The sequence below is a fragment of the Plantibacter sp. VKM Ac-2876 genome (assembly GCF_015350715.1).
Lineage (GTDB): Bacteria > Actinomycetota > Actinomycetes > Actinomycetales > Microbacteriaceae > Plantibacter > Plantibacter auratus.
In genome coordinates this window covers 720,232-741,844 of the sequence record NZ_JADKSI010000002.1, presented here as the reverse complement: position 1 = coordinate 741,844, position 21,613 = coordinate 720,232, and the positions used below count along the sequence as shown (strand labels likewise).

Genomic DNA, 21,613 nt, shown 5'->3' with positions numbered 1-21,613 from the left:
TCATCATGCCCACGGAATCCCAACCCGTGCCTCATCCCAGAACACCTGCGGCCCCGGCCGCACCGGAGATCCTGACGGGAGCCCAGGCGATCGTCCGATCGCTCGAGCTCCTCGGGGTCACCGACATATTCGGTCTGCCCGGCGGAGCGATCCTGCCGACCTACGACCCGCTGATGGACTCGACGAAGCTCCGTCACATCCTGGTCCGACACGAGCAGGGCGCCGGCCACGCCGCCGAAGGATACGCCGCCGCCGGTGGCGGGATCGGCGTGTGCATCGCGACGTCCGGCCCCGGCGCGACGAACCTCGTCACCGCCATCGCCGACGCCTACATGGACTCGGTGCCGATGGTCGCGATCACCGGTCAGGTGTTCTCGACCCTCATGGGCACGGACGCGTTCCAGGAGGCGGACATCGTCGGCATCACCATGCCGATCACGAAGCACTCCTTCCTCGTCAAGACCCCGGAGGAGGTCCCGGCGGCCATCGCCGCGGCCTACGAGATCGCAGGTACCGGCCGTCCCGGACCGGTGCTGGTCGACATCACGAAGGACGCCCAGCAGGCCGAGGCGCCGTTCATCTGGCCGCCGAAGGTCGACCTGCCCGGCTACCGCCCGGTGACGAAGGCGCACGGCAAGCAGATCCAGGCAGCTGCGCAGCTGCTCGTCAACGCCAAGAAGCCGGTGCTGTACGTCGGCGGCGGCGTGATCCGCTCCAAGGCCTCCGAGGAACTGCTCGCGCTGGCCGAGGCGACCGGGGCTCCGGTCGTGACGACGCTCATGGCTCGCGGGGCGTTCCCCGACTCGCACACGCAGCACCTCGGCATGCCCGGCATGCACGGCACGGTCCCGGCGGTGCTCGCGCTGCAGGAGGCCGACCTGCTCGTGTCGCTCGGTGCCCGGTTCGACGACCGCGTGACCGGCAAGGCCTCGCTCTTCGCGCCGAACGCCAAGGTCGTCCACGTGGACGTCGACCCGGCCGAGATCTCGAAGATCCGCATCGCGGACGTCCCCATCGTGGGCGACGCGAAGGACGTCATCGTCGACCTCCAGTCGGCGTTCGAGGCAGCCGCCCGCGAGGTCACCCCCGACATCGCCGAGTGGTGGTCCTACCTCGACGGGCTCCGCGAGGAGTTCCCGCTGGGCTACGCCGAGCCGACCGACGGTCTGCTCTCGCCACAGCACGTGATCTCCCGCATCGGCGAGATCACCGGGCCGGAGGGCGTGTTCGCGTCGGGCGTCGGCCAGCACCAGATGTGGGCGGCGCAGTTCATCAAGTACGAGCGTCCGAACTCCTGGCTGAACTCCGGCGGTGCCGGGACCATGGGTTACTCGGTCCCCGCGGCCATGGGCGCCAAGGTGGCCCAGCCCGATCGCCACGTGTGGGCGATCGACGGCGACGGCTGCTTCCAGATGACCAACCAGGAACTCGCGACCTGCACGATCAACAACATCCCGATCAAGGTCGCGATCATCAACAACTCCTCGCTGGGCATGGTCCGCCAGTGGCAGACGCTCTTCTACGACGGTCGATACTCGAACACCGACCTGAACACCGGGCACGACACCATCCGGATCCCCGACTTCGTCAAGCTGGCCGAGGCCTACGGTTGCCTCGCGATCCGCGTGACGAAGGAGGAGGAGGTCGACGCCGCCATCAAGCTCGCCCTGGAGACGAACGACCGTCCGGTCGTCATCGACTTCGTCGTGAGTGCCGACGCGATGGTGTGGCCGATGGTGCCGCAGGGTGTCAGCAACAGCTACGTCCAGTACGCCAAGGACCACAGTCCGTCGTTCGATGAGGAGGCCTGAGCATGAGCAGCCACGTCCTGAGCCTCCTCGTCGAGGACAAGCCCGGTCTGCTGACCCGCGTCGCCGGGTTGTTCGCCCGTCGGGGCTTCAACATCGAGAGCCTCGCGGTCGGCCACAGCGAGATCGAGGGTCTGTCCCGGATCACGGTCGTCGTCGACGTCGAGGAGCTTCCGCTCGAGCAGGTGACGAAGCAGCTGAACAAGCTCATCAACGTCATCAAGATCGTCGAGCTGGATCCGGCGCAGTCCGTCCAGCGTGAGCACCTGCTCATCAAGGTCCGCGTCGACAACTCCACCCGTTCCCAGGTGTTGGAAGCCGTCAACCTGTTCCGGGCCCGCGTCGTCGACGTGGCGACCGACGCCCTCGTGATCGAGGTCACGGGCGACTCCGGGAAGACGACCGCGCTCCTCAAGGTGCTCGAGCCCTACGGCATCAAGGAGATCGCCCAATCGGGTCTCCTCGCCATCGGGCGCGGCTCGAAGTCCATCACCGAACGCGTCTTCAAGAACTAGTCGCATCTGCGGCATATTGCGAAACCACAACCAAGGAGAGAACCACCAGTGACTGAGATTTTCTACGACCAGGACGCAGACCTGTCGCTCATCCAGGGCAAGAAGGTTGCCGTTATCGGCTACGGCTCGCAGGGCCACGCACACGCGCTCAACCTCCGCGACTCCGGCGTCGAGGTCGTCGTCGGCCTGAAGGACGGCTCGAAGTCGATCGCCAAGGCCGAGGAGCAGGGCTTCACCGTCAAGAACGTCGCCGAGGCCTCCGCATGGGCCGACGTCATCGTCATCCTCGCTCCGGACCAGCACCAGCGCACGATCTTCGCCGAGTCCATCAAGGACCAGCTCGCTCCGGGCAAGGCGCTCGTCTTCGGCCACGGCTTCAACATCCGCTTCGGCTACATCGAGGCTCCTGAGGGCGTCGACATCTTCATGGTCGCCCCGAAGGGCCCGGGCCACACGGTCCGTCGCGAGTACGAGGCCGGCCGCGGCGTCCCCGTCATCGTCGCCGTCGAGAAGGACGAGACCGGTGGCGCCTGGGCGCTCGCCTGGTCCTACGCCAAGGCGATCGGTGGCCTCCGTGCCGGTGGCATCAAGACCACCTTCACCGAGGAGACCGAGACCGACCTCTTCGGCGAGCAGGCCGTCCTGTGCGGTGGCGTCTCGCAGCTGATCCAGTACGGCTTCGAGACCCTCACCGAGGCCGGGTACCAGCCGCAGATCGCCTACTTCGAGGTGCTCCACGAGCTGAAGCTCATCGTCGACCTCATCTGGGAGGGTGGCATCGCCAAGCAGCGTTGGAGCGTCTCCGACACGGCTGAGTACGGCGACTACGTCTCCGGCCCGCGCGTCATCGACCCGAGCGTCAAGACCAACATGCAGGCGGTCCTCAAGGACATCCAGGACGGCACCTTCGCCAAGCGCTTCATCGACGACCAGGACGCCGGCGCTCCCGAGTTCCTCGAGCTGCGCAAGAAGGGCGAGGACCACCCGATCGAGGCCACCGGTCGCGAGCTGCGCAAGCTCTTCGCGTGGAACGCCTCGAACGACGACGACTACGTCGACGGCAGCGTCGCCCGCTAGTCTCCGCTCGTCCAGCCGCTCAGCGGCACCGAGCCAGAACGCCCGCCCCGATCCGTCGGGGCGGGCGTTCCGTCGTCTGCGGGAGACCTCAGGCCGTTGCTGCTCCGGTCGTGCCGGGCTCGAGGAAGATCTCGATGACCGGGATCGGGGTGTCGGGTTCACCGATCGGCAGGTGCAGGGTCACGGTGTCGGGACCGAGTCCCTTCGGTTGGGTGTGCTGGTTCGGCAGATCGTGCTCGGGGCGATGCACCTGGAACGGCACCTCGGAGCCGTCCGACAACAGCTGGGCGTAGCGCACCCGGCCGCCGAGACCGGGCAGGTGCAGGTGCACGAACGGCCACGCGAAGACGTGCACGTACAGCCGGTCGCCCCGTTGCGTGTATCGGACGTCGCTCGGGCTGCTGAACTCCGACGGCCCGCATCCTCGGATCGCCCGCTCGTGGAGTGCGAACCAGTCGGCGAGGACCTCGAGCCGTTCGATCGCCCGCGGATCGATCGTCCCGCGCGCGGTCGGTCCGATGTTCAACAGCATATTGCCGTTCTTCGAGACCGAATCGATGAGCATCCGCAGGAGCAGCTCCGGCGACTTGTAGTCGAGGTTGTCGCGGTCGTACCCCCAGCTGCCGTTCAAGGTCTGGCAGGCCTCCCACCGGAGGGGTTCGCCGTCGGAGTCGACCGGCGTCACCACGGGCTGGTACTGCTCCGGGGTGGTGACGTCGCCCGGGAGTTCGAGGCGGTCGTTGATCAGGATCTCCGGCTGCAGCCCGCGGATCATCTCGACGAGTTCCTCGGAGCCCCAGTCGGCGGCGCCCTTGCCCGGCAGGCCTTCGATGCCCTGTGAGTAGCTGAAGTCGAAGAAGAGGTAGTCGATCGGGCCGTAGCCGGTGAGCAGCTCGCGCACCTGGCCGTGCAGGTAGTCCCGGTAGCGTGACCAGTCCCGGTCGGCGTTCGCTGCGAGCGCCTCGGGGTCGTCGCGTCGCGGGTGGATGCCGTCGACCGTGAAGTCGGGGTGATGCCAGTCGATGAGCGAGTGGTAGAAGCCGATCCGGAGCCCCTCGGCGCGGAAGGCCTCCACGAACTCCGCCACGAGGTCGCGGCCGGCGGGCGTGTGCATGGACGTGAAGTCGGTGAGTGCCGAGTCCCATAGGCAGAAGCCGTCGTGGTGCTTCGTCGTGAGGACCGCGTACCGGAAGCCGGCCGCCTTGGCCTGCTTGGCCCAGGCGCGGGGGTCGAACCGGTCGGGGTCGAAGTGCTCGCGGTAGCGCTCGTAGTGTTCGGCCGAGAGGCGTTCCCGCGTCTGCACCCACTCATGGCGTGCGGGGAGGGCGTAGAGGCCCCAGTGCAGGAACAATCCGAATCTCGCCTCGTCGAACCAGGCGGTATCGGGTCGGGTGGTGGTGGTCTCGGTCACGGCGGCCCTTCGATCGTCGAGTGGGTTCACGGCGGTGCGGGGGCAGGCTAACACGAAAGGTCGGATGTCTGCTGTCCGGTGGACCGGCGTGGTCGGGACGTCGGACCTCCTGCGTGTCGACGGTTCAGGCGTCGTGGGCTTCGGAGACCTGCACGGGCACGCCGGTGTCCAGCGACGCCTTCGCCGCCAACGCGACCGTCAGGGCCGCGAGGGCACTTCGGCCGGTCACTCGGAACGGTTGGACGTCTCGCTCCACGCAGTCGAGGAAGGAGGCCATCTGTCGTCGGTAGGGGTCGGTCTCGTCGAGGTCGAAGAGGCCGTGCGCGGCGGCCGTCCCGAGGGCGTCGAGCGAGAGCGGCGGTGTGTGGGTCGGGGACCCGCCGACGAATCGGTGGGCGAGGAGCCCGGTGCTGCCGAGCACCTCGATGGCCGAGCTGAATCCGAAGGCCGGCGGGAGTTCCATGGAGATGAGGACGCGCCCGATACCCCCGTCGGCGTAGTCGACCGTCGTCTCGATCGGGCGCCCGGTGCCGGTGCGCCGTGCTGACACGGATCGCGGCTGGCCGAGGAGCTGGTTCAGCTGGTCGAAGTCGTGGATCGCGAAGTCCACGAGGGGGCCGCCGGATCGTCGCTCGTCCTGCCACCACGGTGACGGGGCGGCGGGGGAGCTCAGCCGTTCGGCCGTGACGGCGAGGGGTGTGCCGACGGCGCCAGCGCGCACCGCGTCGTCGATCGCCTCGTACCCGCCGAAGAACCTGACGACGTGCGCGACCATGAACGTCCGGCCGGACTCGTCGGCGGTGCGCAGGATCGCCTGGGCGTCGGCGAGCGTCAGGGCGATCGGTTTCTCCAGCAGGACGTGCTTGCCGGCACGGAGTGCCCTGACGGCGAGGTCCCGATGGGTGTCGGTCGGCGTGCAGATGACGACGATCCCCACGGAGGCGTCCCGGAGCACCTCGTCGACCGAGGTGGTGAGTCGTGCGGCCGGTGCCTCCGGCATGGCTCTCGGCGACCGGGCCGAGCACAGGTAGGCGATCCGGTCCGCGGCACCGAGTCCGGCGAGCGCGCGGACGTGCGCCAGCCCCATGGCACCGGTGCCGATGACGGCGATCCGGTCCGCCGTCACCGCGTCGCCCCAGCAGCCAGGTCCTCGCGCAGGCGGCTGAGCCTCGCGTCGTCGACGTCTCCGCCCAGCATCCTGATGCCCAAGGCAGCGGCTCCGACGAGGCCGTCGGCGACCGGGACGAGTCGGGCCCCGGCGGCGGCCGACGACAGGCGCTCCGCGGCTGAGGGGATGGACGGGAGGAGCCCGTCGACGAGCACGCTGCCGCCGACGACGAGCGTGCTCTCTCTGCGGTCCGAATCCGGAGCCAGCACCCGTTCCACGAGGACCGCCAAGCGGTCGACGGCAGCGTCGAGGATGGACCGCGCGACCTCGTCGTCCGCGGCTTGGAAGGCGAGCGGCGCCAGGCGGGCGATGGCGATGGGGGGACCGTCGTTCACCGAGCGGATGAGTGTGTCGAGTACCGGGGACCGGCGGTGGTCCGCGTCACCGGATGAACACGGGTCCGGAGTGAACCCGACCGCCTGGGAGAGCAGCGGGGTGAGTCCCGTGCGGGGTCCGATGCCGTCGAGGTCGGCGGCGACCGCGCGGATCACGCGCCGAGCGATCCAGAATCCGGAGCCGCCATCGCCGAGGAGCCAGCCGGCACCGCCGACCTCCCGGACGACGAGACGGTCCCTGATCCGTCCCGCGACGCTCCCGGTCCCCGCGACGAGCACGACGCCGTCCGGCGACGCCGAGCCGGAGCCGTACATGCCGAGCAGATCCGGCTCGATGACGACCGGTCCGAGTCCGAGCGGTACGAGGTGCGCGTCCAGGGTGCGGCGGTAGGCGTCGGACACCTGCCCCGCCTGCGTGATCACCACGGGCGACCCGGACGGGAGGGGCGACATGGACGACGTCGTCCTGGCCTGGTCGAGGGCGGCACGAGCCGCGAGCGCGATCTGCGTGGCAGCGCTGTCCACGCCGGAGGACGTCGGATTCCCGCCGCCCGCGCGCCCGGAACCGAGGCGCCGTCCGGAGGCGTCCACCAGCACCGCGCGGGACGAGGTGCCGCCGGCGTCGACCGCCAGAGTTGTTTTCATCATCGTCATCATCTCGAAACATGTTGCCGTGGGCCACAACGTACTGTAAGAATCAGTTTCGCGTCACTCCAACGAAGGAGAAAAGGAATTTCCATGACTGTTTCCATCCGCACCGACCCACCGGTCGAGCACGCCACCGGCGTGACCAACCGGATTCGGTCGCGGATGCCGGAGATGTCCGGGGTCATGCTGCGTATCGCGGACTACCTGTTGGAGAACCCCGACGCGCCCCTCACCCTCACGATCGGTGAGCTCGCAGCCGATTCGGGCGTCTCAGCGGCGACCATCACCCGCTTCTGCCGGATCATCGGATACACCGGCTACGCGCCGTTCCGGGTCGACCTCGCCAAGGACTTCGGTCGCAGCACCGCTCGCGACTCCTGGCAGACCGACATCGGCCGGGCGTTCGGCCCCGACGACTCGGCTCCGGACGTCCTGAGCACGCTGCTCAACGCGCACACGCGGACGCTGCGGGAGACCGCCGACGTGATCGACCTCGAAGTCATGCTCGAGATCGCCGCAGCCATCGCGCGCAGCCGGAACGTCGACATCTACGGTGTCGGCGGCAGCGCGATGCTCGCCGACGAGATGCAGGCCAGGCTGTACCGGATCGGCATCAGCACGCACGCCTGGTCGGAGGTCCACGCGGGCCTTACGAGCGCGGCGATCCAGGGCCCCGAATCGGTCGCCCTGGGGATCAGCAACACCGGGCGCACCGAGGAGACCATCCAGATGCTCCGCCAGGCGGGTCGCGCGGGCGCGCTCACCGTGGCGATCAGCAACAACCCGGACTCCCCACTCGTCGCCGCGTCGACGCTGGCCATCATCACCTCGGCCCATGAGCGGTTCCTGCAGCCCGACGACCTCTCCGCCAAGCACGGTCAGCTGTTCGTCCTGGACCTGTTGTACCTGTTCGTCGCGCAGCAGAACTTCGAGCGCACGACCAAGCGCCTCGCGGCCTCCGCCCTCGCGGTCGCCCCGCACCGCCGACCGACCAAGGCCGGAGCCCTGTCCGAGACCGCCTCGCCCGTGGGCGTCTGAGAGGAACCGAATGAGCACCACATCCACCACGACCTGGACGGATCACGTCGATCGCTACACCGACGAGGTCACCTCGCGCCTCGCGGACATCACCCAGGCGGCCCGGTCCGGCGAACTCGACCCCGCGATCGACCTGCTGGTCGCGGCCCTCGAGCGCGGAGCGGTCATCCAGGCGTTCGGCACCGGCCACTCGGAGGCGTTCGCGATGGAGATCGCCGGCCGCGCCGGTGGACTGATCCCGACCAACAAGATCGCCCTGCGGGACGTCGTCCTCCGCGGCGCACGGTCCGTCGACGACCTCGGTGGTGCCGCGCTGGAGCGCAGCGGCGACGTCGCAGCGGAGCTCTTCGCGATCTCCCCGGTGGGGGAGGGCGACGTGTTCATCATCGCGTCGAACTCCGGCGTCAACGGGTCGATCGTGGGACTCGCCCTGATCGCCAAGGAGCACGGCCACCCCGTCATCGCCGTGACCTCGCTCGAGCACACCTCGCGCGTCGAGCCGAAACACCCGAGCGGGCTGCGGCTCTCCGAGGTGGCCGACGTGGTGCTCGACAACCGTGCTCCGTTCGGCGACGCGACCATCGAGGTCCAGGACGGCGTCCCGGTCGGCGCGGTGTCCTCGATCACGGCGGCCTATCTCGCGCAGCTCCTCACCATCGGCGTCGCGGCGAGGATCGCGGCGACCGGCGAGACCCCACCGCTCTACATCTCGGCCAACATCCCGGGCGGCGACGAGCACAACAGTGTGCTCGAGGACCGCTACCGAGGCCGGATCAGACGTGACGCCTGAACCCGAGGCGTCGCAACACCCGCACCACACACCCGACAACACCACCCCGACAGCACCACACCCGGGCAACACTCGAATCACTGGAAGGTAGACCGATGGACAAGCAGCCAGCAACGCTCCAACGCCGCGATTTCCTGCGAGGAGCACTCGCGACCGCGATCCTCCTCCCGCTGGGCGGGACGCTCGCGTCCTGTGTCGGCGGCGGAGGCGGGGCCACCACCACCGGCGGACCGGTCTCGGCCGACAACCCGTTCGGCATGGCCGCCAACTCGACGGTCGACGCCGTCATCTTCAAGGGCGGGTACGGCATCGAGTACACCGAGTTCGCCGGGAAGCTCGTCGAGAAGCAGCAGGCGGGCTCGACCGTCAAGGTCACGGCCGCGACGAACATCGCGCAGACCCTCCAGCCGCGGTTCGTCGCAGGCAACCCGCCGGACGTCATCGACAACAGCGGCGCCGGCCTCATCGGCATCAACACCATCCGCGAGCAGCTCGCCGACCTGACGGACGTCATCGAGGCGAAGAACTACGAGGGCAAGGTCATCAAGGACACCCTCTACCCGGGTGTCGTCGAGCCGGGCACCTTCGACGGCAAGTTCGTGCAGCTGAACTACGTGCTGACGGTCTACGCGGTCTGGTACTCGGCGGCGCTCTTCGAGGCGAACGGCTGGACGCCCCCGAAGACCTGGGCCGAGGCACTCGACCTCGGTGCGAAGGCCAAGGCGCAGGGCAAGTACCTGTTCGGCTGGGGCACCGAGGCGGCCACCTACTACCTGACGATGGCGATCGCGTCCGCGATCAAGGAGGGCGGCGACGAGGTCCGTCTGGCGCTCGAGAACCTCGAGGCGGACTGCTGGTCGAAGCCGGCCGTCCAGGACGTGCTCAAGGGTCTCAAGGCGATCATCGACGCCGGGTACGTCAAGCCCGGAGGCGCCGGAACGCAGTTCACCGCTGCGCAGGCGCAGTGGAGCAACTCGGAGGACTTCATCCTCTACCCCTCGGGTGGCTGGATCGAGAACGAGATGAAGACCCAGACGAAGGACGGCTTCAAGATGACCGGCGCGCCCGAGCCGACGGTCTCCGCCGACTCCGCCCTGCCGTACTCGGCGCTCCACAGCACCGCGGGTGAAGGGTTCATCGTCCCGTCGCAGGGCAAGAACGTCGGCGGTGGCAAGGAGTTCCTGCGGGCCATGCTGTCGAACGACGCCGCGGTGAACTTCGCCAAGACGACCTTCTCGTCGACGATCGTCAAGGACACGATCCCCGAGGACGGCTTCGGTTCGACGGCGCTCGTGTCCCAGGTGAAGATGTTGAACGACGCGGGCACCGACGTGTTCTCGTGGAGCTTCATCGACCTGTACGGACTCAACACGGACCTCCTCGTCCTGTGGAACACGTTCCTGCAGGGCGGTTCCGACGTCGCCACGCTCACCAAGGGCATGCAGGACATCTCCGACAAGGTCCGCAACGACGACTCCGTGGACAAGGTCACCGTCAAATGACGGCGGTCGGCACGCCGATCGGGAAGGTGGGAGGGGCTACCCCTCCCGCCGCCCGGCGGTTGCGCCGCCGGGACTTCACGTTCGACCGGGTCTCGTTCTTCCTGGTCTTCCTGATCGTGCCGGTGGTGGGGTACGTCGTCTTCGTGGTCTCGCCGTTCGCGCAGGCGGCGTACTACTCGTTGACGAACTGGTCCGGGTTCTCCCCGGGCATGGACTTCGTCGGGTTCTCGAACTACACGAAGCTCTTCCAGGACCAGACCTTCCTCCAGTCCATGGGCAACAGTGTCGCGCTCGCGATCGTCCTGCCGCTCGTGACCCTCGGGATCGCGTTCCTCTTCGCCTCCCTCATCACGATCGGCGGACCGAGCAACGGTCCGATCCGCGGCCTCCGCAACTCGAGCGTGTACCGCGTGATCACCTTCTTCCCGTACGTCGTGCCGGCCATCGTCATCGGCCTCATCTGGAAGCAGATCTACGACCCGTCGTCCGGGCTGCTGAACGGCTTCCTGACCGGCATCGGGCTCGACCAGTTCACCTCCTTCGCTTGGCTCGGTTCGCCGGACACGGCGATGATCGCGACCATGTTCGTCATCGTCTGGGGACTCATCGGGTTCTACACGGTGCTCTTCATCGCGGCGATCAAGGGTGTGCCGGCCGAGGTGTACGAGGCGGCACGGATCGACGGCGCGGGTCGCCTGCGGACCGCGCTCACGATCACCATCCCGTTGATCCGGGACAACATCCAGACGGCGTACATCTACATGGGCATCCTCGCCCTCGACGCGTTCGTGTACATGGCCGCGTTGAATCCCGGCGGCGGCCCGTCCAACACGACGCTCGTGATGTCGCAGCAGCTCTTCACGACGGCGTTCACCAAGGGCCAGTTCGGCTACGCCTGTGCGATGGGAGTCGTGCTCGCGCTCGTCACCCTGATGTTCGCGGGCGTCGTCTTCCTGGTCAGCCGACTCACCGGCGGCAACGATGAAGGGGTGGCGGAATGACCGTCCAGACCACGGCGACGACCGCGAACCCGGCGGTCGTCGGAACCGGCACGCGCACACCGGCCAGCCGCAAGCCGACCACGGGCGACCGCGTCGTCGGGACGGCATCGCACACCGTGCTCATCATCTGGTCGATCGTGGTCGTCGTCCCGCTGCTCTGGACGGTCATGTCGTCGTTCAAGACGAGCTCCGAGATCTTCGCCTCGCCGTTCTCGCTGCCGTCGAAATGGAACTTCGACAACTACGTGAACGCGTGGACGACGGCCGGTATCGGGAGCTTCTTCCTGAACTCGATCGTGGTGGTGTTCGGCGCCCTCATCGTGACCATGCTGTTCGGCTCGATGTGTGCATACGTGCTGGCGCGGTTCCGCTTCTTCGGGAGCCGGGCCATCTACTACCTGATGCTCGCCGGCCTCACGTTCCCCGTGTTCCTCGCGATCGTGCCGTTGTTCTTCGTGCTGCAGAGCCTCGGGTTGCTCAACTCGCTCCCGGGACTCATCCTCACGTACGCGGCGTTCGCCTTCCCGTTCACGGTGTTCTTCCTGTTCTCGTTCTTCAAATCGCTGCCGGTCTCCATCGCGGAGGCGGCCGCGATCGACGGAGCGGGGGAGTGGCGGACCTTCTTCCAGGTGATGCTGCCCATGGCGAGGCCGGGCCTCGCGACCGTCGCGATCCTCAACTTCGTGGGGTTGTGGAACCAGTTCCTCCTCCCGGTGGCGCTCAACTCGAACCCGCAGAACTACGTCCTGACGCAGGGGATGGCGTCGTTCGCCGCCCAGGCCGGGTACTCGGTGGACTTCGGTGCACTCTTCGCGGCGTCCGTGATCACCGTCGTCCCCGTGCTCATCGTGTACCTGATCTTCCAGCGCCAGCTGCAGGGTTCGGTGTCGCAGGGCACGGACAAGTAGCGCAGCGGCGTGCGCGTCCTCGGCCCGAGCGGATCACTGGAACAATGGGTCCAATGAGCCTCCAGTCGCCAATCGCCGTCGAGATCGCCGTCCAGGACGTGGAGGGGGTCCGCATCGCCATCCGCGAGGGAGCCCAGCGGGTCGAGTTGTGCCAGGCCCTCGGCACCGGTGGGCTCACCCCCTCCATCGGACTGGTCATGGCGGCGGTCCGCGCTGCAGACGAAGCCGGGCTCAGCGACTTCGTGCACGTCCTCGTGCGTCCGCGAGAGGGTGGTTTCGTCTACTCGCCCGCGGAGATCGACGTCATGTCCGGCGACATCCTCGCGCTCGAGGCCGCGGGTGCTGCGGGCATCGTGGTCGGCGCCCTCCGGTCCGACCGGACGATCGACCTGGAGGCGCTGGCGCAGCTGCGTCAGGCTGCGGGCTCGCTCGCGGTGACGTTCCACCGGGCCGTCGACGCCACGACCGACCCCGTCCGGTCCGCCGACCAGCTGCGCGACGCCGGTGTGGACCGTCTGTTGACGTCCGGCGGTGCGCGGGCGAGCATCGACGGTGCCGAGAAGCTCGCGCAGATGGCCTCGAGGGGCGACAGCTCGATGCAGATCATGGCCGGTGGCGGCGTCACGATCGATGCGATCCCCGCCCTCGCCCGGGCGGGTGTCGACGCGGTGCACCTCTCCGCCCGTCGTCGTGCCGGCCGGGTCACCGAGACCGGCCCCGGCGGAGGATCGCCGAGCTACGACATCACGGACGCGACGACCGTCGCTCGCGCGGTGGCCGCGGCCAGGCGCGCTGCCGTCGCCGTCTGAGATCCGCCGGCATCGAGGGGATCCTCGATCGATCCGGGCGAGCGATCAGAGCGCCACGATGACGAGGGCGAGGATCAGCACGAGCTGACCGATGAGCCGTGGGACGAACGGCACGGCGAGGCGACCGAACCGCTCGGGCTGGCGCGCGGCCGCGGCGTTCGCCGGGAACACCGCGACGAGGAACACGATCAGGCAGACCACTGCGGCGAGCCTGGTGGGTGGGACGAGCAGGCCGACGCCGCCCGCGATCTCGCACACACCGGTGAAGACGACGAGCATCCGCGGTGTGATGGTGCTGCTCCGCAGCGGTCCCGGGATCATCGCGGCCATGGTCTTCGCCGGTCCCGGGAGGAAGTGGAGGACTCCCATGCCGATGAACATGATCGCGAGGACGACGGTCAGGACGGACTGCAGGAGCGGGAACGGGTTCACCAGGCAATTCTGCTCCGTCGAGTGCGGATCGCCGCACTCGGTGGTCGGCCCGGCGGCGATAGGCTGGCGGTATGACTGAGCCGCGGGACGAAGACGCGCTGAGCTGGGCGGGCGACGACGATCCGACGCTCGACGCCTCGGCTTCCGGCGACCGGACCACGCTCGAGCCCGCATCGCAGCAGCCGATCACGCGTGGTCGGGCCACCGCGGCGGTCCAGCCGGCCTCGGAGTCGGCCGGTCCGAGTGCGGAACCGGTCGCCCCTCCTGTCGAGGTCGACGTCGCGAAGCCGACCGACCGGGTCACGGACGAGGCTGCCGCCGGTGAGCGCGAGCAGATGAGTTCGGTCATGCTCGTCACGCTCGGCATCTTCGGCGGGGTCTTCCTGCTGTACAGCGTCGGTTGGCTCATCTCGGCGTTCCGTCCTGACGCGGCCGTGCCGAGCGACGCGGTCGGCCGGTTCATGTTCGATCTCGGACAGGGACTCGCGGTCGCCGCGGGACCCGTGTGGATGGCCGCGACGCTCTGGTTGACGCGTGGCGGCAGACCCGTCGTCAGGATCGCGATGCTCCTGCTCGGTGTCGTGCTCATCCTGCCCTGGCCGTTCCTCCGAGGAGTGTGACCCTGATGCCCTCCACCACCGCGGACCCCGTGTCGAAACCCGCCGCCGAGCGACGCGGCTGGCTCAGCTGGTCCATCGCCGTCCTGTTCGGCCTGTTCTTCGCCTATGACGTCTTCGAAGCCGTCGGCAACCTCGTCGGCATCGTCGGGACGGCGAACGGCCTCGCCGTGCCGGTCCTGCCGCTCGGCTGGGTCGTCCTCATCGGCGGCCTGCTCCTGCCGATCGTGGCCTTCGCGATCGCCTTCTGGACCGGTCGCGACCGGTCGCTCGGCGAGCAGGCCGTGCGCTACCTCGTCGCCCTGTGCGTCGTCGCGGCGATCTCACTGTCGGTCCTCGCGATGTTCGGCGCGCAGCAGCTGATCGACCTCTCCGTCTGACCCGGCCGTCGCCTCGTCACACGACGAACCGCCCGGTGCGCCTCCGATAGGCTTGCGATGGCCGCCGGACACCGACGCGCTGCCCACCCCACTGCTACTGCGAAGGAACCGTTCCGTGTCGAAACCGGTCGTACTGATCGCCGAAGAACTCTCACCAGCCACCGTCGACGCCCTCGGGCCCGACTTCGACGTGCGCTCCGTCGACGGGACGGACCGCCCGGCTCTGCTCGCGGCGATCGCCGACGCCGACGCCATCCTGGTCCGATCCGCGACCAAGGTCGACGAGGAGGCCATCCAGGCGGCCACCCGGTTGAAGGTCGTCGCACGTGCGGGTGTCGGTCTCGACAACGTCGACATCAAGGCGGCCACGGCGGCCGGGGTCATGGTCGTCAACGCGCCCACGTCGAACATCATCTCCGCTGCCGAGCTCACCGTCGGCCACATCCTGAGCCTCGCCCGCCACATCCCGGCCGCGCACGCCGCGCTCGCCCAGGGACAGTGGAAGCGGTCCAAGTACACCGGTACCGAGCTGTACGAGAAGACCATCGGCATCATCGGCCTCGGCCGTATCGGTGCCCTCATCACGGCCCGCCTGCAGGCGTTCGGCACCAACGTCATAGCCTACGACCCCTACATCACGTCCGCTCGTGCGCAGCAGCTCGGGGTGCAGCTGGTCACGCTCGACGAGCTGCTGGCGCAGTCCGACTTCATCACCATCCACATGCCGAAGACGCCGGAGACGACGGGCATGATCGCCGGCCCGCAGTTCGCGCTCATGAAGCCGACGGCCTACGTCGTCAACGTCGCCCGCGGCGGTCTGATCGACGAGGACGCGCTGTACGAGGCGCTGTCCAACCACGTCATCGCCGGTGCCGGCCTCGACGTCTTCGTCAGCGAGCCGCCCACCGACACGAAGCTGCTCGGGCTCGAGAACGTCATCGTGACGCCGCACCTCGGTGCGTCGACGGATGAGGCACAGGAGAAGGCCGGCGTCTCGGTCGCCAAGTCCGTGCGTCTCGCGCTCGGCGGCGAACTCGTCCCGGACGCGGTCAACGTCGCCGGCGGCGTGATCGACCCGTACGTCCGTCCCGGCATCCCGCTCGTCGAGAAGCTCGGGCAGGTGTTCGCCGCGCTGTCGACCTCGTCGCTCACGAGCGTCGACGTCGAGGTCCACGGCGAGCTGAGCGGGTACGACGTCAGCGTGCTGAAGCTGGCCGCGCTCAAGGGGATCTTCACGAACATCGTCAGCGAGACGGTCTCGTACGTGAACGCCCCGCTGCTCGCCGAGCAGCGCGGTGTCGTCGCGCGCCTGCTCACCGACGAGGTGAGCGAGGAGTACCGCAACGTCATCACGCTGCGCGGAGCCCTCAGCGACGGATCGCAGATCTCGGTGTCGGGCACGCTGACGGGCACGAAGCAGACCGAGAAGATCGTCGAGATCAACGGCTACGACGTCGAGGTGCCGTTCGCGAAGCACCACATCGTGATGGTCTACACCGACCGGCCCGGCATCGTGGCCGTCTACGGTCAGCGGTTCGGCGAGGCGGGCATCAACATCGCGGGCATGCAGATCGCCCGTCACGAGGCCGGTGGCCCGGCGCTCAGCGTCCTGACGGTCGACTCGCCGGTCGACGACGACGTCCTCGAGGTCATCCGCGAGACGATCGACGCGACGCTGCTCCGCGAGATCGACATCACCGTGCAGTAACCCGACCGCTGCTCCGACCCGATGCCCCGCGCCGACCGGTGCGGGGCATCGTCGTCCGTAGGCTGAGACGCTGGCGACGAGGCCGTTCCGGTGTGGCCGTCGGGGTGTCCCGGCTCAGTGCCCGCCGGCGGGAAGCAGCCGCGCGATGACGGCCAGGAGCCGCTCGATCGCCTCGTCGCTGCCCTCATCGGGATCGCTGACCCCCATGCCGAGCTGCCCCGTGTTGGCGTAGAGACCGTCGCACATCAGCACGATGGCGCGGGCGGTGTCCGGGTCGCCGACGGCATCTTCCACCGTGCGCAACCAGCTCCGGCGGATGTCCGCCATCGCGCCGCTCGCCTGGGCGTGCTGCCCCTGTGCCAGCCGCGCGACGGCGATGATCGTCCGGTCGAACGGGGTGCCGCAGTCGACGGAGGTGCGCACGAAGTACTCGACGACGCCCTCCGGGGCCGCGAGCATCCGCGCCGTGTCGGCCTCGCTCATTTCCGAGAGCCGGTCGATGAGGCCATCGACGAGCGCCTCCTTGCTGCCGAAGTGGTAGAGCAGTCCGCCCTTGGAGACGCCGGCCGCCGCGGCGACGGCGTCGAGGGTGGCGGCGCGTTCGCCCTCTTCGATGAGGAGTTCGGCGAAGGCGTCGAGGACGCGTTCTCGGGCTGCGGTCTGCTTCGCCATGGCTCCATCGTATTCGGCTCGTCGGATTCGGATTGATACTATACCGGCTGGACGGTATAGTCGAGCGGGCGGCGCCCGACCGGCGCCGTTCTCCACGCTTTGAAAGAGGTCATCGTGTCCACCGCCACCGAACCCACCGCCGTCGCCGCTCCCCGTGCCGGTCGGCGAGCCTGGTTCGCGCTCGCCGTCCTCATGCTCCCCGTCCTGCTGGTGTCGGTCGACAACACGGTCCTCAACTTCGCGTTGCCCGCGATCTCGAGCGCGCTCACCCCGACCGGGACGCAGCTGCTCTGGATCGTCGACATCTACCCGCTGGTGCTCGCCGGCCTGCTCGTGTCGATGGGCAGCCTGGGGGACCGCATCGGTCGTCGTCGCCTCCTGCTCATCGGTTCCATCGGGTTCGGCGTCGTCTCCGTCGCCGCGGCGTTCGCGCCCAGCGCCGAGCTCCTGATCGCGGCTCGGGCGGCACTCGGGTTCTTCGGAGCAATGCTCATGCCGTCGACGCTCTCGCTGCTGCGAAACATCTTCCTCGACCGCGACCAGCGACGGTTCGCCATCGCCGTCTGGGCCAGCGGGTTCGCCGCCGGCAGCGCGCTCGGGCCGATCGTCGGTGGGATCATCCTCGAGCACTTCGCCTGGGGCGCGGTGTTCCTGCTCGCCGTCCCGGTGCTCCTGCCGCTCGTCGTCCTCGCGCCCTTCCTCATCCCCGAGTCGAAGGACCCGAACCCCGGACGCATCGACGTTCCGAGCATCCTGCTCATCCTCCTGACGATGACGCCACTCGTGTTCAGCATCAAGCACCTGGCGGAAGCCGGCTTCGACGTGCTCACGGTCGTCTCGATGGTCGTCGGCGTGGTCAGTGGCGTCCTGTTCATCCGCCGTCAGCTCCGCCTCGAGCACCCGCTGCTCGACCTGAGCCTGTTCCGGCGGGCATCGTTCAGCGGTGCCGTGGTCATCAACCTGTTGAGCGTGACGGCGCTCGTCGGTGGGCTGTTCTTCGTGTCGCAGCACCTGCAGTTGGTGCTGGGTCTGCAGCCGCTCGACGCCGGGCTCGTCCTGCTCCCCGGGCTCATCGTGATGATCATCGCCGGTCTCGTGATCGTGCCCATCTCCAAGCGGGTCCGTCCGGGCATCGTGGCCCCGATCGCACTCGTCGTCTCCGCCGTCGGATACGCCTCCATCGCGATCACCGGAGGAGACGTGTCGGCCCTCGGGATCGGCCTCGCCTTCGTCGCCCTCGGGCTCGGCATCGGCTCGGCCGAGACGGTGTCGAACGAGCTCGTGATCGCGAGTGCGCCGCCGGAGAAGGCCGGGGCGGCATCCGGCGTCTCAGAGACCGCCTACGAGCTGGGCGCTGTGCTCGGCACGGCGACGCTCGGCACCGTGCTCACCGCGTCCTACCGTTCCTCGGTCGTCCTGCCGGACGGACTGACCGCCGCCCAGCAGCAGGCGGCGGGGGAGACCCTGGGTGGTGCGGCGACGGTCGCCGAGCAGCTGCCCGGTGACCTCGCGGGCGCACTCATGGACTCCGCGCGGCACGCCTTCGACAGCGGTGTCGGTGTCGCAGCGTGGATCGGCGTCGGCCTCATCGTGGCCGCCATGCTCGTCGCGGCGATCGGTCTGCGCCGGGTCCGGTAGGGCTCCGTGGATCGTGCCACCCGGAGACGGGTGGCACGATCCACCCGAGGTCGGAGGCATTAAGCTGGGCGCACACCGTCGTCGCATCCTCAGGAGTCGCATGTCCCGCAACGTCAAGCTCGCAGTCATCCCCGGCGACGGGATCGGTCCCGAGGTCGTCGGCGAGGCGCTCAAGGTCCTCGATGCGGCGGTGCAGGGTGGCGACGTCCGGTTCGAGCAGACGCCCTTCTCGCTCGGCGCCGCGCGGTTCCTCGAGACCGGCGACGTGCTGACCGACGCGGACCTCGCCGCGATCGCCTCGCACGATGCCATCCTCCTCGGAGCGGTCGGCGGCGTGCCCGGCGACCCCCGGCTCGCGAACGCGAACATCGAGCGTGGGCTGCTCCTCAAGCTCCGGTTCAGCCTCGACCACTACGTGAACCTGCGCCCGACCGTCGTGTACCCGGGCGTCCCGAGCCCGCTGAGCGAGCCCGGCGACGTGGACTTCGTCGTCGTCCGTGAGGGCACGGAGGGGCCGTACGTCGGCAACGGCGGAGCGATCCGCCAGGGCACGCCGCACGAGATCGCGAACGAGGTGTCGGTCAACACCGCCTACGGGGTGGAACGGGTGGTGCGCTACGCGTTCGCCGCTGCGGCCGCGCGTCGGGGGAAGCTGACCCTCGTCCACAAGACCAACGTCCTCGTCTTCGCCGGGTCGCTCTGGAAGCGCGTCGTCGACGCGGTGTCCGCGGAGTTCCCCGACGTCGCGGTCGACTACCTGCACGTCGACGCTGCCACCATCTTCCTCGTCACGGATCCTGCTAGATTTGACGTCATCGTCACGGACAACCTCTTCGGCGACATCCTCACCGATCTGGCCGGCGCGATCAGCGGCGGCATCGGACTCGCGGCCTCGGGAAACATCAACCCGGACGGCACGTACCCGAGCATGTTCGAGCCCGTCCACGGATCGGCGCCCGACATCGCCGGGAAGCAGCTGGCCGACCCGACCGCCGCCATCCTCTCCGTCTCCCTGATGCTGTCGCATCTCGGCCTCGAGACGGAGGCGGCGCGAGTCGCCACTGCCGTCACCGCCGACATCGCCGCCCGCACCGGCGCAGCACGCACGACGACCGCGGTCGGCGATGCGATCGCGGCCCTCGCGGCGAACCGGTAGACGCCCACCAGACACGCAGATCACGACGGAAGACACCATCATGACGATCAACCTCCCCATGGCGCAGCGCGAACTCGCCTTCACCGTGACCCCCAACGAGCAGCCCGTCCCCGCCGCAGAGCGCGACGCGATCCTCGCCGACCCGGGCTTCGGGCAGCACTTCACCGACCACATGGTCGACATCTGCTGGTCCGAGCGCGGTGGATGGCACCGCCCACGAGTCCAGGCGTACGGTCCGATCTCGCTCGACCCGGCCGCCGCCGTCCTCCACTACGCCCAGGAGATCTTCGAGGGCCTGAAGGCGTACCGTCACGCCGACGGGTCCATCTGGTCGTTCCGCCCCGACGCCAACGGCCGTCGCCTGCAGCGCTCGGCCAAGCGGCTCGCGCTGCCGGAGCTCCCGGTCGAGTACTTCGTCGAGTCGATCAAGCAGCTCATCGCCGTCGATGGCGCCTGGGTGCCGTCCGCGCCGGAGACCAGCCTGTACCTGCGGCCGTTCATGTTCGCCAAGGAGGCCTTCCTCGGCGTCCGCCCCGCGAAGAAGGTCAACTACTACATCATCGCCAGCCCGGCCGGCGCGTACTTCACCGGCGGCGTCACCCCCGTGTCCATCTGGCTGTCCACCGACTACAGCCGTGCGGGCAAGGGCGGCACCGGGGCGGCGAAGACCGGCGGCAACTACGCGTCCTCCCTGCTCCCGCAGGCCGAGGCGTACGAGCACGGGTGCGCACAGGTGCTCTTCCTGGACGCACAGGAGGCGACCTACATCGAAGAGCTCGGCGGGATGAACGTCGTCCTCGTCAAGCGCGACGGCACGCTCGTCACGCCGGAGTCGGACTCGATCCTCGAGGGCATCACGCGCGACAGCATCCTGCAGCTCGCGGAGGACCGCGGACACCGGGTGGAGCGCCGTCGGGTCACGATCGACGAGTGGCGCGAGGGCGTCGAGAGCGGCGACATCGTCGAGGTGTTCGCCTGCGGGACGGCTGCGGTCGTCACGCCGATCGCGCAGCTGAAGGCCAAGGACTTCACCGTGGGCGATGCCGACGCTCCCGCCGGTGAACTCACGATGTCGCTGCGTCAGGAACTGACCGACATCCAGTACGGCCGTCTGCCCGACCGTCACGGGTGGATGACGCGTCTCGACGCCGAATAGCCTCCGAGCAGCCTGGGAAGCCCCGCACCTCGTGCGGGGCTTCCGTGTCGCCGGGGCACCTCGGGATAGGCTGGCCTGGTGAAAATCGCTCGCTTCAGTCACGATCAGGCCATCCGCTACGGCATCATCGACGATGCGGATCTCGTCGTCCTCGACGGCGATCCGCTCTACTCGGGCTTCGAACCGACGGGGGAGCGCGTCCCGCTCGCGGATGCGGTCCTGCTCGCGCCGGTCATCCCTCGTTCCAAGGTCGTCGCCGTCGGCAAGAACTACCACGACCACGCAGCCGAGATGGGTGGGGAGGCTCCCGCCGAGCCGCTGCTCTTCCTGAAGCCCAACACCTCGGTGGTCGGGCCGGGAGACGCCGTCGTCTTCCCCAAGCAGTCCGAGCGCATCGACTTCGAGGGCGAACTCGCCATCGTGATCGGCGGCGTCGCCAAGAACGTCAGCGCGGAGCGTGCCGACGAGGTCATCTTCGGCTACACGATCGCGAACGACGTCACGGCCCGCGACCTCCAGGAGTCCGACGGCCAGTGGGCCCGCGCGAAGGGCTTCGACACGTTCTGCCCGCTCGGCCCCTACATCGAGACGGAGTTCTCCTTCGACGGCGCGACGATCGAGACCCGCGTCGACGGTGAGGTCCGCCAGCACGCCCCACTCTCCGACATGGTGCACTCCATCGGCGCGATCGTCGAATACGCGTCCGCCGTCTGGACGCTCCTCCCGGGTGACGTCATCCTGACCGGGACGCCGGCCGGCGTCGGACCCTTCACCGACGGCCAGGTCGTCGAGGTCGAGGTCTCGGGCATCGGCATCCTCCGGAACACCGGCCGCCGACCCTGAC

General features: G+C 68.7%; 21 protein-coding genes. 16 read left to right on the top strand and 5 right to left on the bottom strand.

Annotation, left to right across the window (positions count from 1 at the left end; genetic code table 11):
* Positions 1–5 precede the first annotated feature (5 nt).
* From ITJ62_RS09855 to ilvC, 3 genes are read left to right on the top strand one after another with little or no spacing between them, the layout of a single operon-like run.
* Positions 6–1,811, top strand: coding sequence for an acetolactate synthase large subunit (locus ITJ62_RS09855; protein ID WP_085510581.1), 1,806 nt, complete (start codon positions 6–8; stop codon positions 1,809–1,811).
* Between the two features lie 2 nt (positions 1,812–1,813).
* Positions 1,814–2,323 (top strand): acetolactate synthase small subunit, encoded by a 510-nt coding sequence (gene ilvN, locus ITJ62_RS09850; protein WP_064296248.1) that lies wholly within the window; start codon positions 1,814–1,816, stop codon positions 2,321–2,323.
* Between the two features lie 48 nt (positions 2,324–2,371).
* On the top strand, positions 2,372–3,400 hold the full coding sequence (gene ilvC / locus ITJ62_RS09845) for a ketol-acid reductoisomerase (RefSeq protein ID WP_194601477.1): 1,029 nt from the start codon (positions 2,372–2,374) through the stop codon (positions 3,398–3,400).
* A gap of 88 nt (positions 3,401–3,488) precedes the next feature.
* Here ilvC and ITJ62_RS09840 read toward each other — a convergent pair whose 3' ends face one another.
* From ITJ62_RS09840 to ITJ62_RS09830, 3 genes are all read right to left on the bottom strand, one after another.
* A complete protein-coding gene (locus tag ITJ62_RS09840; RefSeq protein ID WP_194601474.1) occupies positions 3,489–4,811 on the bottom strand; it encodes an alpha-L-fucosidase in 1,323 nt (440 codons plus the stop codon).
* Positions 4,812–4,935: 124 nt separating this feature from the next.
* A complete protein-coding gene (locus tag ITJ62_RS19320) occupies positions 4,936–5,937 on the bottom strand; it encodes a Gfo/Idh/MocA family protein (RefSeq protein ID WP_194601471.1) in 1,002 nt (333 codons plus the stop codon).
* The gene (locus ITJ62_RS09830; protein WP_194601469.1) at positions 5,934–6,962 is read right to left on the bottom strand and encodes an N-acetylglucosamine kinase; all 1,029 of its coding nucleotides are present in this window, start codon (positions 6,960–6,962) and stop codon (positions 5,934–5,936) included. The genes ITJ62_RS19320 and ITJ62_RS09830 overlap by 4 nt, the downstream gene beginning before the upstream one ends.
* Before the next feature lie 90 nt (positions 6,963–7,052).
* On the opposite strand from ITJ62_RS09830, the gene ITJ62_RS09825 reads away from it, so the two are divergent.
* From ITJ62_RS09825 to ITJ62_RS09800, 6 genes are all read left to right on the top strand, one after another.
* Positions 7,053–8,000, top strand: coding sequence for a MurR/RpiR family transcriptional regulator (locus tag ITJ62_RS09825; RefSeq protein WP_194601466.1), 948 nt, complete (start codon positions 7,053–7,055; stop codon positions 7,998–8,000).
* 10 nt (positions 8,001–8,010) lie between these two features.
* Positions 8,011–8,790, top strand: coding sequence for a sugar isomerase domain-containing protein (locus ITJ62_RS09820; protein ID WP_194601463.1), 780 nt, complete (start codon positions 8,011–8,013; stop codon positions 8,788–8,790).
* 95 nt (positions 8,791–8,885) lie between these two features.
* A complete protein-coding gene (gene ngcE, locus ITJ62_RS09815; protein WP_079705609.1) occupies positions 8,886–10,292 on the top strand; it encodes an N-acetylglucosamine/diacetylchitobiose ABC transporter substrate-binding protein in 1,407 nt (468 codons plus the stop codon).
* Entirely contained in the window at positions 10,289–11,293 is a 1,005-nt protein-coding gene (locus tag ITJ62_RS09810) for a carbohydrate ABC transporter permease (RefSeq protein ID WP_079705610.1), read from the top strand. The genes ngcE and ITJ62_RS09810 overlap by 4 nt, the downstream gene beginning before the upstream one ends.
* Positions 11,290–12,201 carry a carbohydrate ABC transporter permease gene (locus ITJ62_RS09805; protein WP_079705611.1) on the top strand — a complete coding sequence of 304 codons (912 nt, stop codon included), beginning with the start codon at positions 11,290–11,292 and terminating at the stop codon, positions 12,199–12,201. The genes ITJ62_RS09810 and ITJ62_RS09805 overlap by 4 nt, the downstream gene beginning before the upstream one ends.
* Positions 12,202–12,254: 53 nt before the next feature.
* The gene (locus ITJ62_RS09800) at positions 12,255–13,010 is read left to right on the top strand and encodes a copper homeostasis protein CutC (RefSeq protein ID WP_064296255.1); all 756 of its coding nucleotides are present in this window, start codon (positions 12,255–12,257) and stop codon (positions 13,008–13,010) included.
* Between the two features lie 45 nt (positions 13,011–13,055).
* Here the strand turns inward: ITJ62_RS09800 and ITJ62_RS09795 are convergent, their stop codons facing one another.
* Positions 13,056–13,442 (bottom strand): hypothetical protein, encoded by a 387-nt coding sequence (locus tag ITJ62_RS09795; RefSeq protein WP_370581885.1) that lies wholly within the window; start codon positions 13,440–13,442, stop codon positions 13,056–13,058.
* A 71-nt stretch (positions 13,443–13,513) separates the two neighbouring features.
* Here ITJ62_RS09795 and ITJ62_RS09790 point away from each other — a divergent pair, with 71 nt between their 5' ends.
* From ITJ62_RS09790 to serA, 3 genes are all read left to right on the top strand, one after another.
* Positions 13,514–14,062, top strand: coding sequence for a hypothetical protein (locus ITJ62_RS09790; protein WP_194602593.1), 549 nt, complete (start codon positions 13,514–13,516; stop codon positions 14,060–14,062).
* 5 nt (positions 14,063–14,067) lie between these two features.
* On the top strand, positions 14,068–14,439 hold the full coding sequence (locus tag ITJ62_RS09785) for a bacitracin resistance protein (RefSeq protein WP_194601458.1): 372 nt from the start codon (positions 14,068–14,070) through the stop codon (positions 14,437–14,439).
* A 115-nt stretch (positions 14,440–14,554) separates the two neighbouring features.
* Positions 14,555–16,147, top strand: coding sequence for a phosphoglycerate dehydrogenase (gene serA / locus ITJ62_RS09780; protein WP_194601455.1), 1,593 nt, complete (start codon positions 14,555–14,557; stop codon positions 16,145–16,147).
* Between the two features lie 114 nt (positions 16,148–16,261).
* On the opposite strand, the gene ITJ62_RS19180 is transcribed toward serA, so the two are convergent.
* Complete coding sequence (locus ITJ62_RS19180; protein WP_194601452.1) at positions 16,262–16,819, bottom strand: TetR/AcrR family transcriptional regulator; 558 nt, start codon at positions 16,817–16,819, stop codon at positions 16,262–16,264.
* Between the two features lie 114 nt (positions 16,820–16,933).
* On the opposite strand from ITJ62_RS19180, the gene ITJ62_RS09770 reads away from it, so the two are divergent.
* From ITJ62_RS09770 to ITJ62_RS09755, 4 genes are all read left to right on the top strand, one after another.
* Positions 16,934–18,457 (top strand): MFS transporter, encoded by a 1,524-nt coding sequence (locus ITJ62_RS09770; RefSeq protein WP_370581884.1) that lies wholly within the window; start codon positions 16,934–16,936, stop codon positions 18,455–18,457.
* Between the two features lie 100 nt (positions 18,458–18,557).
* Positions 18,558–19,613: a 3-isopropylmalate dehydrogenase gene (locus ITJ62_RS09765; protein ID WP_194601449.1), complete on the top strand. Its 1,056-nt coding sequence runs from the start codon at positions 18,558–18,560 to the stop codon at positions 19,611–19,613.
* A gap of 40 nt (positions 19,614–19,653) precedes the next feature.
* Positions 19,654–20,769: a branched-chain amino acid aminotransferase gene (locus tag ITJ62_RS09760; protein WP_194601446.1), complete on the top strand. Its 1,116-nt coding sequence runs from the start codon at positions 19,654–19,656 to the stop codon at positions 20,767–20,769.
* A 78-nt stretch (positions 20,770–20,847) separates the two neighbouring features.
* A complete protein-coding gene (locus ITJ62_RS09755; RefSeq protein ID WP_192018155.1) occupies positions 20,848–21,612 on the top strand; it encodes a fumarylacetoacetate hydrolase family protein in 765 nt (254 codons plus the stop codon).
* Position 21,613: the final 1 nt, after the last annotated feature.